General features: G+C 60.7%; 22 protein-coding genes and 1 riboswitch. Of the genes, 11 read left to right on the top strand and 11 right to left on the bottom strand.

Features of this window, described 5'->3' with window-relative positions; genetic code table 11:
• Positions 1-333: 333 nt before the first annotated feature.
• Positions 334-810: a kinase inhibitor gene (locus tag L2I46_RS16240; protein ID WP_002895575.1), complete on the bottom strand. Its 477-nt coding sequence runs from the start codon at positions 808-810 to the stop codon at positions 334-336.
• Between the two features lie 70 nt (positions 811-880).
• On the bottom strand, positions 881-2,170 hold the full coding sequence (gene bioA / locus L2I46_RS16235) for an adenosylmethionine--8-amino-7-oxononanoate transaminase (protein WP_102002609.1): 1,290 nt from the start codon (positions 2,168-2,170) through the stop codon (positions 881-883).
• Between the two features lie 212 nt (positions 2,171-2,382).
• On the opposite strand from bioA, the gene bioB reads away from it, so the two are divergent.
• The 4 genes from bioB to bioD are packed head-to-tail and all read left to right on the top strand — an operon-like array spanning position 2,383 to position 6,031.
• Entirely contained in the window at positions 2,383-3,423 is a 1,041-nt protein-coding gene (bioB, locus tag L2I46_RS16230; RefSeq protein WP_032455193.1) for a biotin synthase BioB, read from the top strand.
• Positions 3,420-4,577, top strand: coding sequence for an 8-amino-7-oxononanoate synthase (gene bioF, locus L2I46_RS16225; protein WP_236948038.1), 1,158 nt, complete (start codon positions 3,420-3,422; stop codon positions 4,575-4,577). Before bioB ends, bioF begins: the two co-directional genes overlap by 4 nt.
• Positions 4,561-5,316, top strand: coding sequence for a malonyl-ACP O-methyltransferase BioC (gene bioC, locus L2I46_RS16220; protein WP_236948037.1), 756 nt, complete (start codon positions 4,561-4,563; stop codon positions 5,314-5,316). Before bioF ends, bioC begins: the two co-directional genes overlap by 17 nt.
• Positions 5,309-6,031, top strand: a complete 723-nt coding sequence (bioD, locus tag L2I46_RS16215) for a dethiobiotin synthase (protein ID WP_032455199.1) — start codon at positions 5,309-5,311, stop codon at positions 6,029-6,031. The genes bioC and bioD overlap by 8 nt, the downstream gene beginning before the upstream one ends.
• Here the strand turns inward: bioD and L2I46_RS16210 are convergent.
• Complete coding sequence (locus L2I46_RS16210) at positions 5,973-6,695, bottom strand: ABC transporter ATP-binding protein (RefSeq protein ID WP_017900923.1); 723 nt, start codon at positions 6,693-6,695, stop codon at positions 5,973-5,975. The two genes, bioD and L2I46_RS16210, sit on opposite strands and share 59 nt — an antisense overlap.
• Before the next feature lie 86 nt (positions 6,696-6,781).
• A complete protein-coding gene (locus tag L2I46_RS16205; RefSeq protein ID WP_032428688.1) occupies positions 6,782-6,994 on the bottom strand; it encodes a hypothetical protein in 213 nt (70 codons plus the stop codon).
• A 410-nt stretch (positions 6,995-7,404) separates the two neighbouring features.
• On the opposite strand from L2I46_RS16205, the gene uvrB reads away from it, so the two are divergent.
• Positions 7,405-9,426 carry an excinuclease ABC subunit UvrB gene (uvrB, locus tag L2I46_RS16200; RefSeq protein WP_004886127.1) on the top strand — a complete coding sequence of 674 codons (2,022 nt, stop codon included), beginning with the start codon at positions 7,405-7,407 and terminating at the stop codon, positions 9,424-9,426.
• A 253-nt stretch (positions 9,427-9,679) separates the two neighbouring features.
• On the opposite strand, the gene pmrB is transcribed toward uvrB, so the two are convergent.
• The 4 genes from pmrB to yvcK all read right to left on the bottom strand — a co-directional run bounded on the left by pmrB (position 9,680) and on the right by yvcK (position 14,101).
• Positions 9,680-10,777, bottom strand: coding sequence for a two-component system sensor histidine kinase PmrB (gene pmrB / locus L2I46_RS16195; RefSeq protein WP_023288917.1), 1,098 nt, complete (start codon positions 10,775-10,777; stop codon positions 9,680-9,682).
• A gap of 3 nt (positions 10,778-10,780) precedes the next feature.
• Complete coding sequence (pmrA, locus tag L2I46_RS16190) at positions 10,781-11,452, bottom strand: two-component system response regulator PmrA (protein ID WP_023288918.1); 672 nt, start codon at positions 11,450-11,452, stop codon at positions 10,781-10,783.
• A complete protein-coding gene (gene eptA / locus L2I46_RS16185) occupies positions 11,452-13,092 on the bottom strand; it encodes a phosphoethanolamine transferase EptA (protein ID WP_236948036.1) in 1,641 nt (546 codons plus the stop codon). The genes pmrA and eptA overlap by 1 nt, the downstream gene beginning before the upstream one ends.
• Before the next feature lie 103 nt (positions 13,093-13,195).
• Complete coding sequence (gene yvcK / locus L2I46_RS16180) at positions 13,196-14,101, bottom strand: uridine diphosphate-N-acetylglucosamine-binding protein YvcK (RefSeq protein WP_023288920.1); 906 nt, start codon at positions 14,099-14,101, stop codon at positions 13,196-13,198.
• Between the two features lie 208 nt (positions 14,102-14,309).
• Positions 14,310-14,448: riboswitch (molybdenum cofactor riboswitch) on the top strand.
• Here yvcK and moaA point away from each other — a divergent pair.
• The 6 genes from moaA to L2I46_RS16150 all read left to right on the top strand — a co-directional run bounded on the left by moaA (position 14,436) and on the right by L2I46_RS16150 (position 17,898).
• Positions 14,436-15,425: a GTP 3',8-cyclase MoaA gene (gene moaA / locus L2I46_RS16175; protein ID WP_032455201.1), complete on the top strand. Its 990-nt coding sequence runs from the start codon at positions 14,436-14,438 to the stop codon at positions 15,423-15,425. (Overlaps the previous riboswitch by 13 nt.)
• Before the next feature lie 23 nt (positions 15,426-15,448).
• Positions 15,449-15,961 carry a molybdenum cofactor biosynthesis protein B gene (moaB, locus tag L2I46_RS16170; RefSeq protein ID WP_023288921.1) on the top strand — a complete coding sequence of 171 codons (513 nt, stop codon included), beginning with the start codon at positions 15,449-15,451 and terminating at the stop codon, positions 15,959-15,961.
• A gap of 3 nt (positions 15,962-15,964) precedes the next feature.
• Positions 15,965-16,453 (top strand): cyclic pyranopterin monophosphate synthase MoaC, encoded by a 489-nt coding sequence (gene moaC, locus L2I46_RS16165; RefSeq protein WP_004886142.1) that lies wholly within the window; start codon positions 15,965-15,967, stop codon positions 16,451-16,453.
• The gene (gene moaD, locus L2I46_RS16160) at positions 16,446-16,694 is read left to right on the top strand and encodes a molybdopterin synthase sulfur carrier subunit (protein ID WP_032455202.1); all 249 of its coding nucleotides are present in this window, start codon (positions 16,446-16,448) and stop codon (positions 16,692-16,694) included. Before moaC ends, moaD begins: the two co-directional genes overlap by 8 nt.
• A gap of 1 nt (position 16,695) precedes the next feature.
• Complete coding sequence (gene moaE, locus L2I46_RS16155; protein ID WP_101861841.1) at positions 16,696-17,148, top strand: molybdopterin synthase catalytic subunit MoaE; 453 nt, start codon at positions 16,696-16,698, stop codon at positions 17,146-17,148.
• Between the two features lie 45 nt (positions 17,149-17,193).
• Positions 17,194-17,898: a Bax inhibitor-1/YccA family protein gene (locus tag L2I46_RS16150; RefSeq protein ID WP_236948035.1), complete on the top strand. Its 705-nt coding sequence runs from the start codon at positions 17,194-17,196 to the stop codon at positions 17,896-17,898.
• 789 nt (positions 17,899-18,687) lie between these two features.
• On the opposite strand, the gene L2I46_RS16145 is transcribed toward L2I46_RS16150, so the two are convergent.
• From L2I46_RS16145 to L2I46_RS16135, 3 genes are read right to left on the bottom strand one after another with little or no spacing between them, the layout of a single operon-like run.
• Entirely contained in the window at positions 18,688-19,653 is a 966-nt protein-coding gene (locus tag L2I46_RS16145; protein WP_023288925.1) for a lysylphosphatidylglycerol synthase domain-containing protein, read from the bottom strand.
• Positions 19,650-20,894 carry a cardiolipin synthase ClsB gene (gene clsB / locus L2I46_RS16140; protein WP_023288926.1) on the bottom strand — a complete coding sequence of 415 codons (1,245 nt, stop codon included), beginning with the start codon at positions 20,892-20,894 and terminating at the stop codon, positions 19,650-19,652. The genes L2I46_RS16145 and clsB overlap by 4 nt, the downstream gene beginning before the upstream one ends.
• Positions 20,891-21,652 (bottom strand): endonuclease/exonuclease/phosphatase family protein, encoded by a 762-nt coding sequence (locus tag L2I46_RS16135; RefSeq protein ID WP_023288927.1) that lies wholly within the window; start codon positions 21,650-21,652, stop codon positions 20,891-20,893. The genes clsB and L2I46_RS16135 overlap by 4 nt, the downstream gene beginning before the upstream one ends.
• Between the last annotated feature and the right edge of the window lie 75 nt (positions 21,653-21,727).

Genomic DNA, 21,727 nt, shown 5'->3' with positions numbered 1-21,727 from the left:
AACCCCAGGCCGGGTCAGGCGCAGCCGCCACCCGGCACAAAATCGGCTCTGCGCCTGCTGTCATCGCCCGGTGGCGCTGCGCTTACCGGGCCTACGAGGTATGAGCCTGGGAGAGGACCCTGTAGGCCGGGTAAGGCGCAGCCGCCACCCGGCACAAAATCGGCTCCGTGCCCGCAGTCCTTGTCCGGCGGCGCGGCGCTTGCCAGGCCTACAGCTACGTGTATTTATTTGATATGTAGGTGTTATCTGATAAAGATGAGTGAAGCGCCACCTGAAAAACACATGGCGCCGCAGGTAGCCCGGATAAGGCGCAAGCCGCTATCCGGGGGAAGATTAACTGAACAGGGCGGTGATGGAGGCGCTGGCGAGGGAATGGAAATGGACGTTAAAGCCGACCATTGCGCCGCTGGCCTCGGCATCCACCTCAATTTTCTCAACGTCCAGGGCGTGGACGGTAAAGATATAGCGGTGGGTCTCGCCCTTCGGCGGCGCCGCGCCGCCGTATCCCGCCTTGCCAAAATCGGTGCGGGTCTGAACGGCCTCTTCCGGCAGCTCCGCCTGACCGGAACCGGCCCCCTGCGGCAGGACACGCGTATCCGCAGGCAGGTTAGCCACCACCCAGTGCCACCAGCCGGAGCCGGTCGGCGCATCCGGATCGTAGCAGGTCACCACAAAGCTTTTGGTTCCTGCGGGCACATCATCCCACATCAGATGCGGCGAAATATTGTCGCCATCGTAGCCCATGCCGTTGAAGACGTGACGATTAGGCAGCTTACCGCCGTCCTGGAGATCGTGACTGATCAGTTTCATGCTTCATCCTCATTGATAATGCGCTGATTAACCAGGAAGTGTAGCCTGCACCACGACGCAATTCCGCTATTTATTCGCTAAAAAATGTTTCGTCCTGCACCGCCAGGTTAACGGCGCGGGTCAGGCGGGACAGCTGTTCAGGCGTGATGATATACGGCGGCATCAGGTAGATCAGGCGGCCAAACGGTCGGATCCACACCCCCTGCTCGACGAAAAAGCGCTGCAGGGCAGCCATATTGACCGGGCGACAGGTTTCAACCACGCCAATAGCGCCCAGCACGCGGACGTCGGCGACCAGGGCGGATCCCCGCGCCGGAGCCAGCTCGGTCTGCAGCTGGGCTTCAATCGCCGCCACCTGCCGCTGCCATTCGCCGCTCTCCAGCAGGCGCAGGCTTTCGCTGGCCACCGCGCAGGCCAGCGAGTTGCCCATAAAGGTTGGGCCGTGCATAAAGCAGCCGGCTTCACCGTTGCTGATGGTTTCCGCCACCTCGCGGGTGGTCAGCGCGGCGGAGAGGGTCATGGTGCCGCCGGTCAGCGCCTTGCCCAGACACAGAATATCGGCGGCGATACCGGCGTGCTCGCAGGCGAACAGCTTGCCGGTGCGGCCAAAGCCGGTGGCAATCTCATCGGCGATCAGCAGTATCCCTTCCCGGTCGCACATTTTACGCACCCGCTTCAGCCACTCCGGATGGTACATCCGCATCCCGCCCGCGCCCTGAACGATCGGTTCGAGGATCACCGCGGCGATGTCGTGACGGTGCGCGGCCATCAGGCGGGCAAAGGGCACCATATCCATTTCATCCCACTCGCCGTCAAAGCGGCTCTGTGGCGCGGGGGCGAACAGGTTATCCGGCAGATAGCCCTGCCACAGGCTGTGCATCGAGTTCTGCGGATCGCAGACCGACATCGCGCCGAAGGTATCGCCGTGATAGCCGTTGCGGAAGGTCAGGAAACGACGACGCGGTTGGCCTTTCGCCTGCCAGTACTGCAGGGCCATTTTCATCGCCACCTCAACCGCTACCGAACCGGAGTCGGCGAGGAAAACGCACTCCAGCGATTCCGGGGTCATTGCCACCAGCTGACGACACAGCGCCACCGCCGAGGGGTGAGTGATCCCGCCGAACATCACGTGCGACATCTGGTCGATTTGCGCTTTCATCGCCGCATTAAGACGCGGGTGATTGTAGCCGTGGATCGCCGCCCACCAGGAGGACATACCGTCAATCAGCTGTTCGCCGCCGGCGAGGGACAGCTCGCAACCGTGGGCGGAAACCACCGGGTAGACCGGCAGGGGGGAAGTCATAGAGGTGTAGGGGTGCCAGATGTGGCGCCGATCGAAGGCGAGATCGTCCAGGGTCATAAGCGACTTGTAAACCATTTTGAAAACATTTAGGTTTACAAGTCTACACTGAACTTACTTACAATGAAACGTACACAAAATATTTCGCGCAGCATCGAGGCGGCAAGCGAGAACATCCCCAGCAGCATAGTTCACTATCTGACTGGGGTGTGCGAGTGCAGCCAACAAAGAGGCTGTGTGAAATAAGAAGTGTACGACCTTTGGAGAGGAAAATGGCTCACCAACCCCGCTGGACAATGTCGCAAGTTACGGAATTATTTAATAAACCGCTGATCGACCTGTTATTCGAAGCGCAGCAAATCCACCGTCAACACTTTGATCCGCGCCAGGTGCAGGTCAGCACCCTGCTGTCGATCAAGACCGGCGCCTGCCCGGAAGATTGTAAATATTGTCCGCAGAGCGCGCGTTATAAAACGGGCCTCGAAACCGAGCGCCTGATGGAGGTCGAGCAGGTTCTGGAGTCCGCCCGTCAGGCAAAAAACGCCGGCTCCACGCGTTTTTGCATGGGAGCGGCGTGGAAAAACCCCCACGATCGCGATATGCCCTATCTGGAGCAGATGGTGAAAGGGGTGAAGGCTCTGGGGCTGGAGTCGTGCATGACGCTCGGCACTCTGACCGACAGCCAGGCGCAGCGCCTGGCCGAGGCGGGCCTCGATTACTACAACCACAACCTTGATACCTCGCCGGAATTTTACGGCAACATCATCACCACCCGCACCTACCAGGAGCGCCTGGATACCCTGGACAAAGTGCGTGACGCCGGGATCAAAGTCTGCTCCGGCGGTATCGTCGGGCTGGGGGAGACCGTGAAAGACCGCGCTGGCCTGCTGCTGCAGTTGGCCAACCTGCCCACGCCGCCGGAAAGCGTGCCCATCAACATGCTGGTAAAAGTCAAAGGTACGCCGCTGGCGGATAACGACGACGTCGACGCTTTCGATTTTATTCGCACTATCGCCATCGCGCGCATCATGATGCCCACCTCTTACGTGCGTCTCTCCGCCGGCCGCGAGCAGATGAACGAGCAGACCCAGGCGATGTGCTTTATGGCCGGGGCGAACTCCATTTTCTACGGCTGCAAGCTGCTGACCACGCCGAACCCGGAAGAGGACAACGATCTGCAGCTGTTCCGCAAGCTGGGGATCAACCCGCAGCAGACGGCGGTGCTGGAAGGCGACAATGAGCAGCAGCAGCGTCTGGAGCAGGCCTTACTCACCCCGGACACTGAGGAATATTACAACGCGGCGGCGCTATGACCTGGCAGCAGCGAATCGATCGGGCGCTGGACGAGCGACGGACGGCGGATGCCCTTCGCCGCCGCCTGCCGGTGACGCACGGCGCCGGGCGCTGGCTGGAGCGGGAAGGGGAGCGCTGGCTTAACTTCTCCAGTAATGACTATCTCGGCCTGAGCCAGCATCCGGCGATTATCGCCGCCTGGCAGCAGGGGGCGGAACGTTATGGCGTCGGTTCCGGCGGCTCGGGACACGTAAGCGGCTATAGCGAGGCCCACCGTGCGCTGGAAGAGGAACTTGCCGACTGGCTGGGCTACCCGCGCGCATTGCTGTTTATCTCCGGCTTTGCCGCCAATCAGGCGCTGATCGCCGCCCTGGCGGATAAAGAGGATCGGATTGTGGCCGACCGCCTGAGCCACGCCTCCCTGCTGGAGGCGGCCAGTCTGAGCCCGGCGCAGCTACGCCGTTTCGGCCACAACGATCCGCAACAGCTCGCTCAACTGCTGGCTAAGCCGCTGGCGGGCGAACAGTTGGCGGTCACCGAAGGCATTTTCAGCATGGACGGCGACAGCGCGCCGCTGGCGGCCATTCACGCCGCGGCGCAGGCCGCCGGGGCGCTATTGCTGGTGGATGATGCCCACGGCGTCGGCGTGGTCGGCGACGAAGGACGCGGGAGCTGCGCCGCGCAGGCGGTGCGCCCTGAGCTGCTGGTGGTTACCTTCGGCAAGGCGTTCGGCGTCAGCGGCGCGGCGGTGCTGTGCGATGACGCGCTGGCCGATTATCTGCTGCAGTTTGCCCGTCATTTGATCTACAGCACCGCGATGCCGCCCGCCCAGGCGGTGGCGCTGAGCGCCGCGCTGCAGGTGATACGCAGCGATGAAGGCCAGCGCCGCCGCGACACCCTGGCCGCCCGTATCCGTCAGTTCCGCGCGGGGATGGGCGAGACGTCGCTGGGTTTGACCGACTCCGTCAGCGCGATCCAGCCGCTGATCGTCGGCGATAACGGGCGGGCGCTGAGCCTGGCCAGCCGTCTGCGCGACGCGGGCTGCTGGGCAACGGCGATCCGTCCACCGACGGTGCCGGTCGGCAGCGCTCGTCTGCGCCTGACCCTGACCGCCGCCCATCAGGCTGAGGACATTAACCGTTTACTGGAGGTGCTGCATGGCCACGGTGAATAAGCAGGCGGTCGCCGCGGCGTTTGGCCGGGCGGCCAGCGGCTATTCGCAACATGATGAACTGCAGCGGCGCAGCGCGGAACTGCTGCTGCGCCAGCTGGCGCGTCGCGATTTTCCCCGGGTGCTGGATGCCGGCTGCGGCCCAGGCAGCATGAGCCGCCGCTGGCGTGAGGCAGGCAGCGTGGTGACCGCGCTGGATCTCTCCCCCGGGATGCTGGCCCAGGCGCAGCGTAACGACGCCGCCCAGCATTACCTGCTGGGCGACATTGAGGCGCTGCCGCTGCCCGACGCCTGCGTCGATCTGGCGTGGAGCAATCTGGCGGTGCAGTGGTGCGACGATCTGCGCGCAGCCCTTGGCGAGCTGTACCGGGTGGTGCGTCCCGGCGGCAGCGTGGCGTTTAGCACGCTGCTGGCCGACTCGCTGCCGGAGCTCAATCAGGCGTGGCAGGCCATCGACGACCGGCCGCATGCCAACCGTTTTCTCAGCGAAGCGGCGGTGCGCGAGGCGCTGAGCGGCCTGCGGGCGTCCGGTGAGGTGCATCAGATTAGCCTGCCGTTCGTCGATGCGCTGAGCGCCATGCGATCGCTGAAGGGCATCGGCGCCACCCATTTGCACCAGGGGCGGGCATCGACCCCGCTTAGCCGCAGCAAACTGCGCGAGCTACAGCTGGCCTGGCCGCAGCGGCAGGGCGTCTGCCCGCTGACGTATTCTCTTTTTACAGGAGTCATTGAGCGTGACTAAACGTTTTTTTGTCACCGGGACCGACACTGAAGTCGGGAAAACCATCGCCAGCAGCGCCCTGCTGCAGGCGGCGAATCAGCTGGGTTTTCACACCGCCGGCTACAAGCCGGTGGCTTCCGGCAGCGAGCTTACCGCCGCCGGGCTGCGTAATGAAGACGCGCTGGCGCTGCAGCGTCATAGCCGGGTCGCGCTGCGCTATGAGCAGGTTAACCCGTATACCTTCGCCGAGCCGACCTCACCGCATATCATCAGCGCCGACGAAGGACGGCCGATCGCCGCGGCGAGGCTCTCCAGCGGGCTGCGCGAGTTAGAACGCCTCGCCGACTGGGTGCTGGTGGAAGGGGCCGGCGGCTGGTTTACGCCGCTTTCGGAAACCCTGACCTTCGCCGACTGGGCGCAGGCGGAGCAGCTGCCGGTGATTCTGGTGGTGGGCGTCAAGCTCGGCTGCATCAACCACGCGATGCTTACCGTCCAGGCGGTACGCCAGGCGGGGCTGCCGCTCGCGGGGTGGATCGCCAATGACGTGCTGCCGCCGGGCAAGCGCCACGCCGAGTATCTGGCGACGCTGAAAAACCGGCTGGCCGCGCCGTTCCTCGGTGAAATACCGTGGCTTGCCGATATCGCGCAGCGCGACGATCTCGGCCAGTATCTGGACCTCAGGGCGCTGGATCCGGCGTCATCCACTGCGCCAGCAGCGGTTCATCCAGCGCCATAATATCGCCTTCGGCGACGTTACGGCCCCGGTGCAAAACACAGAAACGATCCGCCACCCGGCGGATAAAGGGCAGGTGCTGCTCGGCGAGCAGCACCGTCAGGCCGATATCGCGATTCAACCGCAGCAGCAGATCCGCCAGCTTTTGCAGACAGCGCGGCCCTCTGCCGCGCGAGGGTTCATCAAGGATCAGCAGCCGCGGCTGGACAATCAGCGCCCTGGCCAGCGCCAACTGGTACTGATCGTCGTCGCTCAGCGAGGCGCCTTTGCGCTGCCGTAGGGCATAGAGTTCGGGAAAATGTTCATAGATTTCGCCGCCGCTGGCGTTAGCCCCGGGTTTCCCGGCCGCGAGGGCAATATGTAGATTCTCTTCCACGCTGAGCTGGGAGAAGATGCGTTTATCCTGCGGCACATAGCCGATACCGATGGCGCTGCGCGACTGGGCCGACAGGGGGGTGAGATCCTGCGGCGGGGCGCCAATGTCATGCCAGGTCATCCGGCCGCTGGCCACCGGCAGGTGCCCGGCAATGCAGTTAACCAGGGTGGTTTTTCCCATGCCCTCGCGTCCCAGTACGCCAATGCACTCCCCCGGGCGTAGTTCAAGATCGACATTCCACAGCGAATGCTGGTTGCCGTAAAAGTGATTTACTGCCTGTAAATTCAACATGGACGTTTTCTCCTTATCCTGGCGTCAGGGCGACAGAAAGATGCTGCAAAACTCTTGCCAGGAAAAAGAACGCTCGGAAAAAAACGCTAAACGCCGATACCATCAGGCACAGCCAGCGCCGGGGCTGCACTTTTCCGGTGCCCGACGCTAAAGGGTGGTGCAAAAAGCAGCAAAAATCGAGCGGCTTTAAGCGGATAGTTATCAAAAATAGTTCGATAAAAATTTTTCGCCGCGCGGTTTAGGCCGCCAGACGATTTGCGCCGGGCGGCGGCGGTCTTGGGCTGCAGACAGTTATCCACTATTCCTGTGGATAACCTTGTGTATTAGAGTTAGAAAACCTGCGGTAAGCTAGAGCGTACGCGGCTTGCGGCTGAATTGGCGCGAAAGGCGTCTTTTCTTTAAAGGCATTAAATATCAGCTTGTTAGATAAAATCAATGGGTGTAAGAAAAGCGTCATCTGCTGCCATAAAACTTTCACCCGTCCGCTTGACAAATGTTAAAAGGTAAAAATTTCTGGGGATAACCCTGACGGCCGGAGGATTATTCCGCCCGGCGCGCGTTTTATCCCCCGGTTGCCGGCAAAAAAGGCCATATTGTGGCGCTATCATAATCACGCACTGTTTAAATATCCAGTATATTTTGTTGGCAAAAAACGGCCCTAGGGGTAGAATTAAACACCGGCCGCTAAATCTTTTTCAGGTTCTGATTGATGAGTAAATCGTTTGTTCTGCATTCCGCCTTTCGCCCCTCCGGAGACCAACCGGAAGCCATCCGCCGCCTGGAAGAGGGGCTGGAGGATGGGCTCGCGCATCAAACGCTGCTGGGGGTCACCGGCTCCGGTAAAACCTTTACCATCGCCAACGTGATTGCCGATCTGCAGCGGCCGACGATGGTGTTGGCGCCAAACAAAACCCTGGCGGCCCAGCTCTACGGCGAGATGAAAGAATTTTTCCCCGAGAATGCCGTCGAGTATTTCGTCTCCTACTACGATTACTACCAGCCGGAAGCCTACGTCCCCAGCTCAGATACCTTCATTGAGAAGGACGCCTCGGTAAACGAACATATCGAGCAGATGCGCCTGTCGGCCACTAAAGCGCTGCTCGAGCGGCGCGATGTGGTGGTGGTGGCCTCGGTCTCGGCTATCTACGGCCTCGGCGACCCGGACCTGTATCTGAAAATGATGTTGCATCTGACGGTGGGGATGCTGATTGACCAGCGGGCGATCCTGCGCCGCCTGGCCGAGCTGCAGTATACCCGCAACGATCAGGCCTTCCAGCGCGGCACCTTCCGCGTGCGCGGCGAGGTGATCGACGTATTCCCGGCGGAATCCGACGATATCGCCCTGCGCATTGAGCTGTTTGACGAAGAGGTTGAGCGCCTGTCGCTGTTCGACCCGCTTACCGGCCATGTGGAATCGACGGTGCCGCGCTACACCATTTATCCCAAGACGCACTACGTGACGCCGCGGGAACGCATCGTCCAGGCGATGGAAGAGATTAAGCTGGAGCTGGCGGAGCGGCGCAAGGTGCTGCTGGCCAACAACAAGCTGCTGGAAGAGCAGCGCTTAACCCAGCGCACCCAGTTCGACCTCGAAATGATGAACGAGCTGGGCTACTGCTCGGGCATTGAAAACTACTCGCGCTTCCTCTCCGGGCGCGGGCCCGGCGAGCCGCCGCCCACCCTGTTCGACTACCTGCCGGCAGACGGCCTGCTGGTGATCGACGAATCCCACGTCACGGTGCCGCAGATCGGCGGCATGTACCGCGGCGACCGGGCGCGCAAAGAGACGCTGGTGGAGTACGGCTTCCGCCTGCCGTCGGCGCTGGATAACCGGCCGATGAAGTTTGAAGAATTCGAAGCGCTGGCGCCGCAAACCATCTACGTGTCGGCGACCCCCGGCGCCTACGAGCTGGATAAATCCGGCGGCGAGGTGGTGGATCAGGTGGTGCGTCCGACCGGTCTGCTGGACCCGATCATCGAAGTGCGGCCGGTGGCCACCCAGGTCGACGACCTGCTGTCGGAGATCCGCCTGCGCACGGCCATCAACGAGCGCGTGCTGGTCACCACCCTCACCAAGCGGATGGCGGAAGACTTAACCGAGTACCTTGAGGAGCACGGCGAGCGGGTGCGCTATCTGCACTCGGATATCGACACCGTCGAACGTATGGAGATTATCCGCGACCTGCGTCTTGGCGAGTTTGACGTGCTGGTGGGGATCAACCTGCTGCGTGAGGGGCTGGATATGCCGGAGGTGTCGCTGGTGGCGATCCTCGATGCGGACAAAGAGGGCTTCCTGCGCTCCGAACGCTCGCTGATCCAGACCATCGGCCGCGCGGCGCGCAACGTCAACGGCAAGGCTATTCTGTACGGCGATAAGATCACTCCCTCGATGGCGAAAGCCATCGGCGAGACGGAGCGGCGACGGGAGAAACAGCAGCGCTACAACGAAGAGCATGGCATCGTGCCGCAGGGGCTCAACAAGAAAGTGGTGGATATCCTGCAGCTGGGCCAGAGCCTGGCGAAAACCAAAGCCAAAGGGCGCGGTAAAGCGAAGGCCGTCGAGCCTGCCGGGCTCAGCGGCGTGGATATGACGCCAAAAGCGCTGCAGCAGAAAATCCACGAGCTGGAAGGGCAGATGATGCAGCACGCGCAGAACCTCGAGTTCGAAGAGGCGGCGCAAATTCGCGACCAGCTGCATCAGCTGCGCGAACTGTTTATCGCCGCCTCCTGAGTGTTGGCGCATACCGCCGGACGGGGATAGGCGAGGGCGCAGTGAAGGTACGGCGCTGCGCTGACCGTTCCGCAGCCAGATAACCCACGGCGGAGAAGAAAAAAAGGCCGCAAAGCGGCCTTCTTAATGTTTGCTTAATCTCGCCAGGCGACACTATCCTCAACCTGATGAGGATAGCGCCCATGCAAAAAATCAACTTCCGTGAATATCTGGCGGTCGCCACCGCCCTGGTCATTATTGTTGCCTTCTTCCATCAGTGGGTGCTGACGTTTTGACCCGCACGCCGCGGGAATAACACCCACGCGCGGACCCCTGGCCCCGGCTGGCGGTTATGCAAAAAGAACTGGGCGTCATGCAGCTGAGCGATGCGCGTGACGATGCTCAGTCCGAGCCCTATGCCACCGTAGCGACTGTCCATGCGTACAAAGGCCTTACTGAGTTCGCCGCTTTTCGCCTCATCAATTCCCGGTCCTTCATCTTCCACTGCCATCACCGGCATCAGGCCCGCTTTCACCGACACGCGGATCGTCGACCCTTGCGGGCTGTAGCGATGGGCATTCTCCACCAGATTGCGCAGAATGACGCGGATGAGCGTCGCGTCGCCAGAGACGACGGCCTCGCTTTCGACATCCGTCAGCAGCAGCCGTTGCTGGCGCTCGGCCAGCATGGTCTCCAGCTCATCCTGCAGCGGTTTGACCACGTCATCCAGCAGCAGCACCTGCTGATAGCTGCCGGCGGAAAAGGACTGACCGACGCGCGCCAGCTGCAGCAGCTGCGAAATGCTGGTGGTCATCTGGTCGAGGCGCTGGATCAGCGGATCGACGCCCATGCCATGCACTTTCGCCAGCAGCTCAAGGTGCAGCCGCAGCCCGGCCAGCGGGGTGCGCAGCTCGTGCGCCACGTCGGCGGTAAACAGCCGTTCGCGGTCAAGGGTCAGATTGAGGCGGGAAACCAGCTGATTCAGGGCGGTGGTCACCGCCGTCACCTCGGGAACCGATTCGCTGAGCACGATGGGGGTGAGGTTGTCCGGCGTGCGACTCTCCAGCTCGCTTTGCAGACGTGAAAGCGGGCGGGTGATTTTACGTACCGCCAGCATGCTGATGTACAGCGCCAGACCCACGATCAGCAGGCTCGGCACCAGCAGGCTGGCGACCGCTTCCCTTACCTCATGCTCCACATGCTTCTGATTGTTGTGCCCTTCGATGGCGCTGGCCACCAGCAACTGGATCTGCTCTTTGCTCTCATGCCATAGCCAGAAGACGCTGATCAGCTGACAGACCACCAGAATGGCGCCGATGGTCAACAGCAGCCGGTGGCGCATGGTCCAGTTTTCGGTTGCAAACAGAGCCATGGTCTATTCCGTCTCGTTGTGGTTAGCCAGCATATAGCCGAAGCCCCTGACGGTGCGGATCCGCGATTTGCCAATCTTATCGCGCAGGTTGTGGATGTGCACTTCCAGGGTATTGGTCGCTGGCTCATTGTCCCAGCTGTAGATATCGTTGTAGAGGATCTCGCGATGTACCGGGCTGCCGGCTTTCATCATCAGTCGCGATAGCAGGGCATACTCCTTCGGCGTCAGATCCAGCGCCGTCTCACCGAGCCACACCTGGCGACGGGTGACGTTGAGGCGCAGGTCGCCGACGCTGATTTCGTTATCGCCCTGATTATTATGCCGACGGAGCAGGGCGCGAATGCGCGCGTTCAGCTCTTCCAGGGCAAAGGGTTTCACCAGATAGTCATCCGCGCCGGTGTCGAGACCGCTAATGCGATCCTCAAGGGTATCGCGGGCGGTGAGGATCAGCACCGGCTGGGTCATTTTCTCCCGTCGCATGCGGGCGAGAAAATGCAGGCCGTCTTCGTCCGGCAGGCCAAGATCGAGCACGATCAGGCTATAGTGATTGCTGGCCAGCGACAGCGCCGCTTCGTGCGCTGTGGAGACGCCGTCGCACACGTATCCTTCACTTTGCATCGCCAGGATTAACCCCTGCAACAGCAGCGCATCGTCTTCAATGACTAAGATTTTCATCAACCAGCCTCTCTACATGGCGTTAAAATATCATCTGCCGCCTGGTACTCGTGGGTGCTGACGCCAAGCAGGCCGAGCAGGGTGGAGAACAGATTATCCTGCGAGTAATTCTCTTTTTTCGCTCGCTGCTGCAGACACTGCGCGGAAATGCCGTAGCGTTGCTGGTAGTCGGCAGAGAGCCACATCACCATCGGCACGTGTTTCTGCGTATCCGGCGCGATAGAGTACGGCAGACCATGCAAATAGACCCCATCTTCCCCTAACGACTCGCCGTGGTCGGAAAGATAGACCAGGCTGGTAGTGAATTTGTCCTGTTTCGCCTGCAGGAGTTTTATCGCTTTATCCACCACGTGGTCGACGTACAGGATGGTGTTGTCATACGTGTTGGTCAACTGCTCCCGGGTACAGCCCTGGATCTCATTGGTGTCGCAGGTTGGGGTGAATTTTTTGAATTCAGCCGGATAGCGATTGTAGTACGTCGGCCCATGACTGCCGATGGTATGCAGCACAATAATGCCATCCTGTTGCAGGTTATCGATATAGCTGTCGAGATGATGGAACAGCACGTCATCGTAGCACTCGCCGTCGATGCACTGCCCGGTTAGCTTCAGATCGGTCACGTTCTGGTGCGGTACCCGATCGCAGGCCCCCTTGCAGCCGCCATCGTTGTCGTTCCACAGCACCTGAATGCCGGCGCGCTGCAGAATATCCAGCACCCCTTCCTGATGATGGGCCAGCTCTTCGTCATAGCGCGCGCGCGGCATATTGGAGAACATGCATGGCACCGAGACCGCCGTGGCGGTTCCGCAGGAGGTGGTGTGCGGGAAGTAGATCACCCCGTCCTGTTGCATCAGCGGGTTGGTGTCGCGCGGATATCCGCCCAGCGAGAAGTTGTCCGCCCGGGAAGTTTCGCCCAGCACCACAATCGTCAGGTTCTTACGGGGACCGTTATGCATCACCGGTTTCTGTTTGGCATCTTCGCCAATCTTCACCAGCGGCAGGTTGTCCATGCGATGGTGCGCATACCAGGAGTTCACCGCCACAATGCTGTTGGAGGGGCTCAGGGATTTCACCAGCTCCTTGTTGTTGCGAAACAGCGAGGCATAGTCTTTATAAAAGAGGACGGCAATCAGGACGATCAGCAGCGCGGAGGCCACCATATTCACCAGGCGCCAGGCCACGCCGCGCCATAGCGTGGCCGGTTTATGAATTTTAACCCACCAGGCGACCAGCACCGCCAGCACCCCGGAGAGTCCAAGGACAACGATCATTTCGCCGGAGAGCAGGGCAAAGCTCTCCGCTGGGGTGGTGTCGAGGATGTTGGTGATCATGCTGCGGTCGATCACCACGCCGAAGTTCCAGATGAAGTACTGCGCCGATGCGCTGAGCAGAATAAAAAGGCTAATCACCAGCCGGTCAAGCTTGAGGAACGAGGCGAGGGTGGTGAGGATATTCATCACGCTGAATGCCACCAGCGGCATACTCAGAAACACCAGCGCGCTGTGCAGGTTGTTCACCGGCAGCAGCGTATACGCCTGGCGGTAGAAGGCGAGGTTAAGAAAAAGCCCGATATAGACCGCGAAAATAATCAGATAAGTCGTGCGGCTGACGACCGGCCGACGCAGAGGCAATAACAACATAGTACATACCCACAGGAAGAGATAAGGGTATAGTGCCAGCTCTGTTTTAAGACAACCTTAAGATTTTAAGGTGCGCCGAAAGCCGAGCCTTCGGCGCGCAGGATCAGCCCGGCAGCTGGAGCGCTTTCTCCAGCGCCCCGCGAAGCAGCGCCCGGTCATGGCGATAGGGAACGTCGCTGGCTTCCAGCGGCGTCTGGATCACCAGCCGGTCGTCGATGCCGCTGATATCGGCTTTTGGGCCGGCGATGACTGCATCCACCACCCGCTTGCCCACGTAGCGCTCCATAATCGCGATGCGCTCCGCCAGCGACAGCCTCGCGGCCGGGCTGTGCTCTTTGCCGAGGTTATCAATAAACACCATCGGCGCCGGAGTGCGGCGCAGCGCCTGGGCCATCTCGTCAAGCAGCAGGATCGGCAGCAGGCTGGTATAGAAACTGCCCGGGCCGATGAGGATCAGATCGGCTTCGGCGATGGCCTCTACCGCCTCGCGGGTGGCCGGTACCGGCGGGGTGAGCATCAGCTCCTGCGGCACGCTATCCAGCTGATCGATATTCACTTCACCGTATACTTCATGGCCTTCATGATCGAGCGCCATTAAATCCACCGGTTGTTCCGACATCGGAATAAGAAAAGCGTCCACTTTGAGCAGGTTTCTGATCAAATTGATCGCTTCTAACGGCCGCACGCTGAGGTGATCCAGCGCCTTTAACATCAGATTTCCCAGGTTATGGCCGGAAAGCTCGCCATTGCCGCTAAAACGGTACTCAAACATCGCCGACGCCACGCTCGGCTCGGCGATTAACTGATTGATGCAGTTGCGCATATCGCCCCAGGCAATGCCGCCTTCCGAGCGGCGGATCCGCCCGGTGGATCCCCCGTTGTCGGTGGTGGTCACAATGCCGGTCAGCCGTGAGCCCAGCGAGGAGAGGGAGGACATCACCCGACCCAGACCATGCCCGCCGCCGAGCGCCACCACCCGATCCAGGTCAGCGAATGTACGATTGCGCATAGAAATTCCTTATTTCACATAAACGGCCACACACTACCCGATCTACCCCTAAAAGACGATGGGAGGAGCCCGACAAACTGACCGATATCAAGGCAAAAAGATGATTTATGGCTATTCTGTAACGAAAATGCACGAAGGTAGCGATATATACAATAATATATAGCGAAATCGCAAATGGCGAAACCGCCTGGAACGCGCTACTATCGGCATAACCTGTTAACACTCTAGCCTCTTCGCCTGTGTCAAAAGATATGGCGGTTTGGCCGCGACGCCCCCGGTTGTCGCCAGGGCGTGGGAAGAAATGACCGCGTCTCCCGTATTTGGAAAGGTGTATATGGCCTCACAGCTTACCGATGCATTCGCGCGTAAGTTTTATTACCTGCGTCTGTCGATTACCGATGTGTGCAATTTCCGTTGCACCTACTGCCTGCCGGATGGCTACAAGCCACGCGCCGTCAATAACAACGGCTTTCTCAGCGTAGACGAAGTGCGCCGGGTTACGCGCGCTTTCTCCGCGCTGGGCACTGAAAAAGTTCGCCTCACCGGTGGGGAACCCTCCCTGCGCCGTGACTTCACCGAGATCATCGCCGCCGTGCGTGAAAACCCGGCGATCCGTCAGATTGCCGTCACCACCAACGGTTACCGCCTGGCGCGCGATGTCGAACGCTGGCGCGATGCCGGGCTGACGGCGATCAACGTCAGCGTCGATAGCCTCGACGCCCGCCAGTTCCATGCCATCACGGGCCAGGACAAATTCCACCAGGTGATGGACGGGATTGACGCCGCTTTCGCCGCGGGCTTTGACAAGGTGAAGGTGAATACCGTGCTGATGCGCGATGTTAACCATCACCAGCTTGATACCTTCCTCGCGTGGATCCAGCCGCGTCGAATTCAGCTGCGGTTTATTGAGCTGATGGAAACCGGCGAGGGCAGCGACCTGTTCCGCCGTCACCATCTCTCCGGCATGGTGCTGCGCGACGAGCTGCTGCGCCGCGGCTGGATCCACCAGATCCGCCAGCGCAGCGATGGTCCGGCGCAGGTCTTTTGTCATCCGGACTACGCCGGCGAGATCGGACTCATCATGCCGTACGAAAAAGACTTCTGCGCCACCTGCAACCGTCTGCGCGTCTCCTCCGTCGGCAAACTGCACCTGTGCCTGTTTGGCGAAGGCGGCGTCGACCTGCGCGACCTGATGGCCGATGATCGGCAGCAGGCGGCGCTGGAAGCGCGGATCGCCGAAGCCTTAACCCACAAAAAGCAGACCCATTTCCTGCATCAGGGCAACACCGGCATTACGCAGAACCTGTCCTATATTGGCGGATAATCGTTTTCGAAAGGAGCATTCAGATGAGCCAGGCTAGCGCTGAGTTTATTCCGACCCGTATTGCTATTCTTACCGTTTCCAGTCGTCGCGGCGAAGAAGACGACACTTCCGGCCACTGGCTGCGTGAGGCGGCGCAGGAGGCGGGGCACCATGTCGTCGATAAGGCGATAGTCAAAGAGAACCGCTACGCCATCCGCGCCCAGGTATCGGCGTGGATCGCCAGCGATGAGGTGCAGGTGGTGCTGATCACCGGCGGGACCGGGTTCACCGAAGGGGACCAGGCGCCGGAAGCGCTGCTGCCGCTGTTTGACCGTGAGGTGGAAGGTTTTGGCGAAGTGTTCCGCATGCTGTCGTTCGAAGAGATCGGTACCTCGACGCTGCAGTCCCGGGCGGTGGCCGGCGTCGCCAACCACACGCTGATCTTCGCCATGCCGGGCTCGACGAAAGCCTGCCGCACCGCGTGGGACAACATTATTGCCCCGCAGCTGGATGCCCGCACCCGTCCTTGTAATTTTATTCCTCACCTGAAGAAATAATTTATGTCACAACTGACCCATATTAACGCCGCGGGCGAAGCCCATATGGTGGATGTCTCCGGCAAAGCGGAAACGGTGCGCGAAGCGCGCGCTGAGGCTTATGTCGAGATGCAGGCGACGACCCTGGCGATGATTATCGACGGCAGCCACCATAAAGGCGACGTTTTCGCCACTGCGCGTATCGCCGGGATCCAGGCGGCCAAGCGCACCTGGGAGCTGATCCCGCTGTGCCATCCGCTGATGCTCAGCAAAGTGGAAGTCAATCTGCAGGCGCAGCCGGAACATAACCGGGTGCGCATCGAATCGCTCTGCCGCCTGACCGGCAAAACCGGCGTCGAGATGGAAGCCCTTACCGCCGCCTCGGTTGCCGCGCTGACCATTTACGATATGTGCAAAGCGGTGCAGAAGGATATGGTGATTGGCCCGGTGCGTCTGCTGGCGAAAAGCGGCGGCAAGTCCGGCGATTTTAAGGTGGACGAACGCCATGATTAAGGTTCTGTTTTTTGCCCAGGTGCGCGAGCTGGTGGGTACTGATTCGCTGACTCTCGACGCCAGCGACCTGGCCACCGTTGAGGCTGTGCGTCAGCAGCTTGCCGCTCGCGGCGATCGCTGGGCGCTGGCCCTGGAGGAGGGCAAACTGCTGGCGGCGGTTAACCAGACGCTGACCGCCTTTGACCATCCTGTCACCAGCGGGGATGAAGTGGCGTTCTTCCCGCCGGTCACCGGAGGCTGACATGACGCAAACTCGTATCGTCGTTAGCCCGGCGCGCTTTAGCGTCGGCGAGGAGTATCCCTGGCTGGCCGAACGCGATGAAGACGGCGCGGTGGTCACCTTCACCGGCAAAGTGCGCAATCACAACCTCGGCGACAGCGTGAAAGCGCTGACCCTCGAGCACTATCCGGGGATGACCGAGAAATCGCTGGCGGAGATCGTCGACCAGGCGCGCGAGCGCTGGCCGCTGGGCCGGGTGACCATTATCCATCGCATCGGCGAAATGTGGCCGGGGGAAGAGATTGTGTTTGTCGGCGTCACCAGCGCCCACCGCGGCAGCGCCTTCGCCGCCGGCGAGTTTATGATGGACTACCTGAAAACCCGCGCGCCGTTCTGGAAACGCGAGGTGACGCCGGAGGGCGAGCGCTGGGTCGACGCCCGCGACAGCGATCGTCAGGCGGCAGAGCGCTGGTAGTGTGATACGCTTACAGAGTGAAACTTTGTTAATCAGGAGAGAGTCATGGACAGATATCCGCGTTCCGATTCAATAGTGCAGGGCCGCAGCGGCCTGCAGACTTATATGGCGCAGGTGTACGGCTGGATGACGGTTGGCCTGCTGCTGACGGCGTTTATCGCGTGGTTTGCGGCTAACACCCCGGCGGTGATGATGTTCGTCTTTTCGAGCAAAATCACCTTCTTCGGGCTGATCATCGCCCAGCTGGCGCTGGTGTTTGTGCTGTCGGGGATGGTACAGCGGCTGAGCGCCGGGATGGCGACCACCCTGTTTATGCTCTATTCGGCGCTCACCGGGCTGACGCTGTCGAGCATTTTTATCGCTTATACCTACTCCTCCATCGCCAGCACCTTTGTGGTCACTGGCGGGATGTTCGGGACGATGAGTCTTTACGGCTACACCACTAAACGCGACCTGAGCGGCTTCGGCAGCATGCTGTTTATGGGGCTGATTGGCATCGTGCTGGCGTCGCTGGTAAACCTGTGGCTGAAGAGCGAGGCGCTGATGTGGGCCGTGACCTACATTGGGGTGGTGCTGTTTGTCGGCTTGACCGCCTACGACACCCAGAAGCTGAAAAATATCGGCGAGCAGATTGATACCCGCGAAAGCGCCACGTTGCGTAAATACTCGATCCTCGGCGCCTTAACGCTGTATCTGGATTTCATCAACCTGTTCCTGATGCTGCTGCGTATTATGGGCAATCGCCGCTAACCTCTTTATATCAAGGGGTTGCATCTCAGAACGCCCGGCAAGCGTAACGCCGCCGGGCAAGCATTGATTACCTTCCAGGCAACCCTCTTGCGCCGTTTTTTTGCCGGGTGGCGGCTGCGCCTGACCCGGCCTACGTTCGTACGACCTGCCGTTAATTTATTCACCATTGTTGCTGAAACTGCCGGTGCTGACGGCCTCAAAATCGCTGAGACGTTCCCGGAAGGCCGGGGCAGCCCGCATGGATGCGGGCTGAGGGCCGTGTTTTGCACGGACGCTGCCTCGGCCCGACCCGAAGCCTGCAGGGATAAGTCGAAGGTACCGCGTAGCGGCGATTTTGCTGGCCGGAGCCCGGGGGTACAGGGGGCGGCGGCGACTGGCCGCCCCCTGTGCGCTCCCCGCGCCGTAAGAGACATAACGCAGAAGACTAGCCGGGAGCGCAAACTACGGTGAAGCCACAGATAACATAAACAACCACACGGCAGTGCTTCCCCTCTCCCGGAAACAGTCCGGCTGGCGTTCAGGCCCATGCAAGCGCAGCGCCGCCGGGCGAGACGTCAGGCGCGGTACCCGGGATGTTGCCGGGTGGCGGCTGCGCCTTACCCGGCCTGGAGGACCCTCTCACAGGCTCACACCCCGTAGGCCCGCGCAAGCGCAGCGCCGCCGGGCGAGACGCCAGGCGCGGTACCCGGGATGTTGCCGGGTGACGGCTGCGCCTTACCCGGCCTGGAGGACCCCCCTCACAGGCTCACACCCCGTAGGCCCGTGCAAGCGCAGCGCCGCCGGGCGATTTCACTCGCGGGCCAGCTTGCGCTGGTTCTTTTGCCGCAGCTTTTTCGCCCGACTCTCCAGCAGCAGATAGGCCACCGTCGCCAGCAGCAGCGGCAGGAAATAATAGAGCGCGCGCCAGGCGAGGAGGGCGGCGATGATCGCCCCCTTCGAAATCTCTTCCCCGGAGAGCATGGCGATAAACACCGCCTCCAGCACGCCAATCCCGGCCGGGATGTGGATAATCACCCCGGCGATACTGCTCACCAGCAGCACTCCCAATACCAGGAAATAGTTAATCTCGCTGCCCAACAGCAGCCAGATGATCGCCCCCATCGCCATCCAGTTCGCCGCCGAGACCCCCATCTGCAGCAGCGCGAATCGCCAGGAGGGCAGCACCAGCCGCTGGCCTTTGATCGTCAGGTGACGGCGTTTGGCGAACGCGCAGCCGAAGAGATAGCACAGCGTGAGAAATAGCATCGCTCCGCCGATAATCCGCAGGGTGGTCTGGCTGATGTACCAGTGCGACGGCAGCTTCACCAGATCCGCCGTAAAGATCACCCCACCGAGCAGGATATAGCCCAGCCAGTTGGTGGTGATGCTTAAGGAAAAAATACGGGTGATGGTGCTATTGTTCAGCCCCAGCCGGGAGTACAGCCGGTAGCGCATGCCGATGCCGCCGACCCAGGTGCTGAGGGTCAGGTTGAAGGCATAGCAGATAAACGACACCAGCATTACCTGGCGTTTCGCCAGCTTGTGTCCGCACCAGGCGCGGCCAAGCAGATCGTAGCAGCCATAGATCAGATAGCTGACGATGACCAGCGCAATGGCGCTGAACAAGGCCAGCCGATCGTAGCCGCGGATCACCTTCCACACTTCCTGCCAGTCGACCTTCTGCGCGTAAATCACCAGCAGGACGATCACGGCGATAAAAAAGAGCACGGTGAGCACTCTTTTTGCCATCCGCCAGCGCGGGTGCGATTTGCTCATAGTGGATTATCCCTGGTCGGTGACTCGACGCGATCCTGCGTTTCAATCTCCGGCTGCACCGGCGGGCTGACTCTGGCCAGCCGCGGAGTATGGGCCGGCAGCCAGCCGACCCACGCCGGAAAGTGGCGCAGAAAGTGGAAGGCCATCACGCTCACCCCCAGCCGCCACCAGTTGCGTTTCGGTAGCATTGCTTTATCGATCCGCTGGCAATCCCGGGCGATAAGCCCGTTAAGATTATCGCGCAGCGTCTGGTTAAACACCCGGTCGTGGATGATCAGATTGGCTTCCAGATTCAGCGACAGGCTGAGCGGATCCAGGTTGCTCGACCCGACGGTGGCCCAGTGGTCGTCCGCCAGGGCGACTTTGCCATGCAGCGGACGGCGGCGATATTCGTAGATCTGCACGCCGCCTTTGACGAGGTAGTGATAGAGCAGGTGGGCGCCAAATTTCACAATTGGAATATCCGGTTCGCCCTGGACGATCAGCTTCACCCGCACCCCGCGCCGCGCGGCATTGCGCATCGCATGCAGCAGACGATAGCCGGGGAAAAAATAGGCGTTCGCGATTATCACCTCCCGGCGGGCGCTGGTCAGCATCTTCAGGTAGTGGCGTTCGATATCGTCGCGGTGATCCTGATTATCGCGCCAGACGAACAGCGCCTGCGCCTCGCCGGGGGTCTGGTTGATCTCCGGCTGATGGCGACGACGGCGCCACCAGCGGCGGGCGGTTTCGCTGTTGGGCAGATTCTCCAGTTCGAACTGCAGAATATCCAGCACCACCGGCCCCTCGACCTGCACCGTGTAATCCTGTTTCGCCTCCGGGCCATAGTCGCTCATATGTTCTGCGGAGTAGTTGATGCCGCCGACAAAGGCGGTGGTGTCGTCGATCACCACGATTTTACGGTGCATGCGACGGAACAGGTTAGTGCGCATTCCCATCAGCTTAGGGCGCGGGTCGTAATAGCGGAAAATCACCCCGGCGGCGGTCAGTTCGCCGACAAACTCATCGCTAAGATCCGGCGAGCCGTAGCCGTCAAGCAGCACTTCCACCTGGATGCCGCGGCGGGCGGCCTTCAGCAGAACCGCGTGCAGCTGTCGGCCGACCTCATCTTCAAACCAGATAAAGGATTCGAGGATCACCCGCCGGCTGGCGCGACCGATGGCCGCAAACAGCGCCGGATAGTACTGGTCGCCGTTCTCCAGTAGCGTAATGCGGTTGCCTTCCTGCCAACGACATTTCACAAATGAATCTCCACGCTAAGGGGTGCATGATCGGACAGATGCCGCCACTGTTTGAGGGCCAGCGCCTTCGGGCGGCTGGCGTGGGCGTTCTTGACGTAAATGCGATCGAGGCGCAGCAGCGGAAAACTGACCGGAAAGGTGCGCGCCGGGCGTCCGCGGGCGCGGGTAAAAATCTCTTCCAGCCCCGCCTGGGCTTTTAACGGCTGGTTAGCCTGCTGACGCCAGTCGTTAAAATCCCCGGCCACCACCACCGGCTCGCCGGCGGGCAGGGTGTTGACCCATTCCGTCAGCATCCCCAGCTGCGCCTGCCGCTGGTCGGCACGCAGTCCGAGATGGACGCAAATGACGTGAATCGTGACGCCGCTCTGAGGCGGCACGATGCGGCAGTACAGCAGGCCGCGTTTCTCCCCGTTGCCGACCGAGATATCGCGATTCTCATAGTATTCAATCGGGAAGCGCGACAGCACGGCATTGCCATGGTGACCTTCCGGATAGACCGCGTTGCGCCCATAGGCGTAGTCGCTCCACATGGTGTCGGCGAGAAATTCGTAATGGGTCGTATCTGGCCAGTTTTCGATATGCAGCGGGTGAACTTCGTGAGCGCCCATCACTTCCTGCAGGCAAACTATGTCAGCGCTGACGCTGCGAACGGCTTCGCGCAGCTCGGGCAAAATAAAACGCCGATTAAACGCCGTAAAGCCTTTATGGGTGTTAATTGTCAGCACGTTCAACGAAAATCCCGACGTTGGCTCAGCCATAATTCTCCAGTAAATGTCACTTTCCTGAATAAAATAGTGTAGTAGACGTCACAAAAAGATGCGGTGTTACGGAAT

Origin of the sequence: Klebsiella sp. 2019SCSN059 (assembly GCF_021739525.1) — a bacterium.
GTDB classification, from domain to species: Bacteria; Pseudomonadota; Gammaproteobacteria; order Enterobacterales; family Enterobacteriaceae; genus Klebsiella; species Klebsiella quasipneumoniae.
This window is presented reverse-complemented; position numbering and strand designations above follow the sequence as displayed.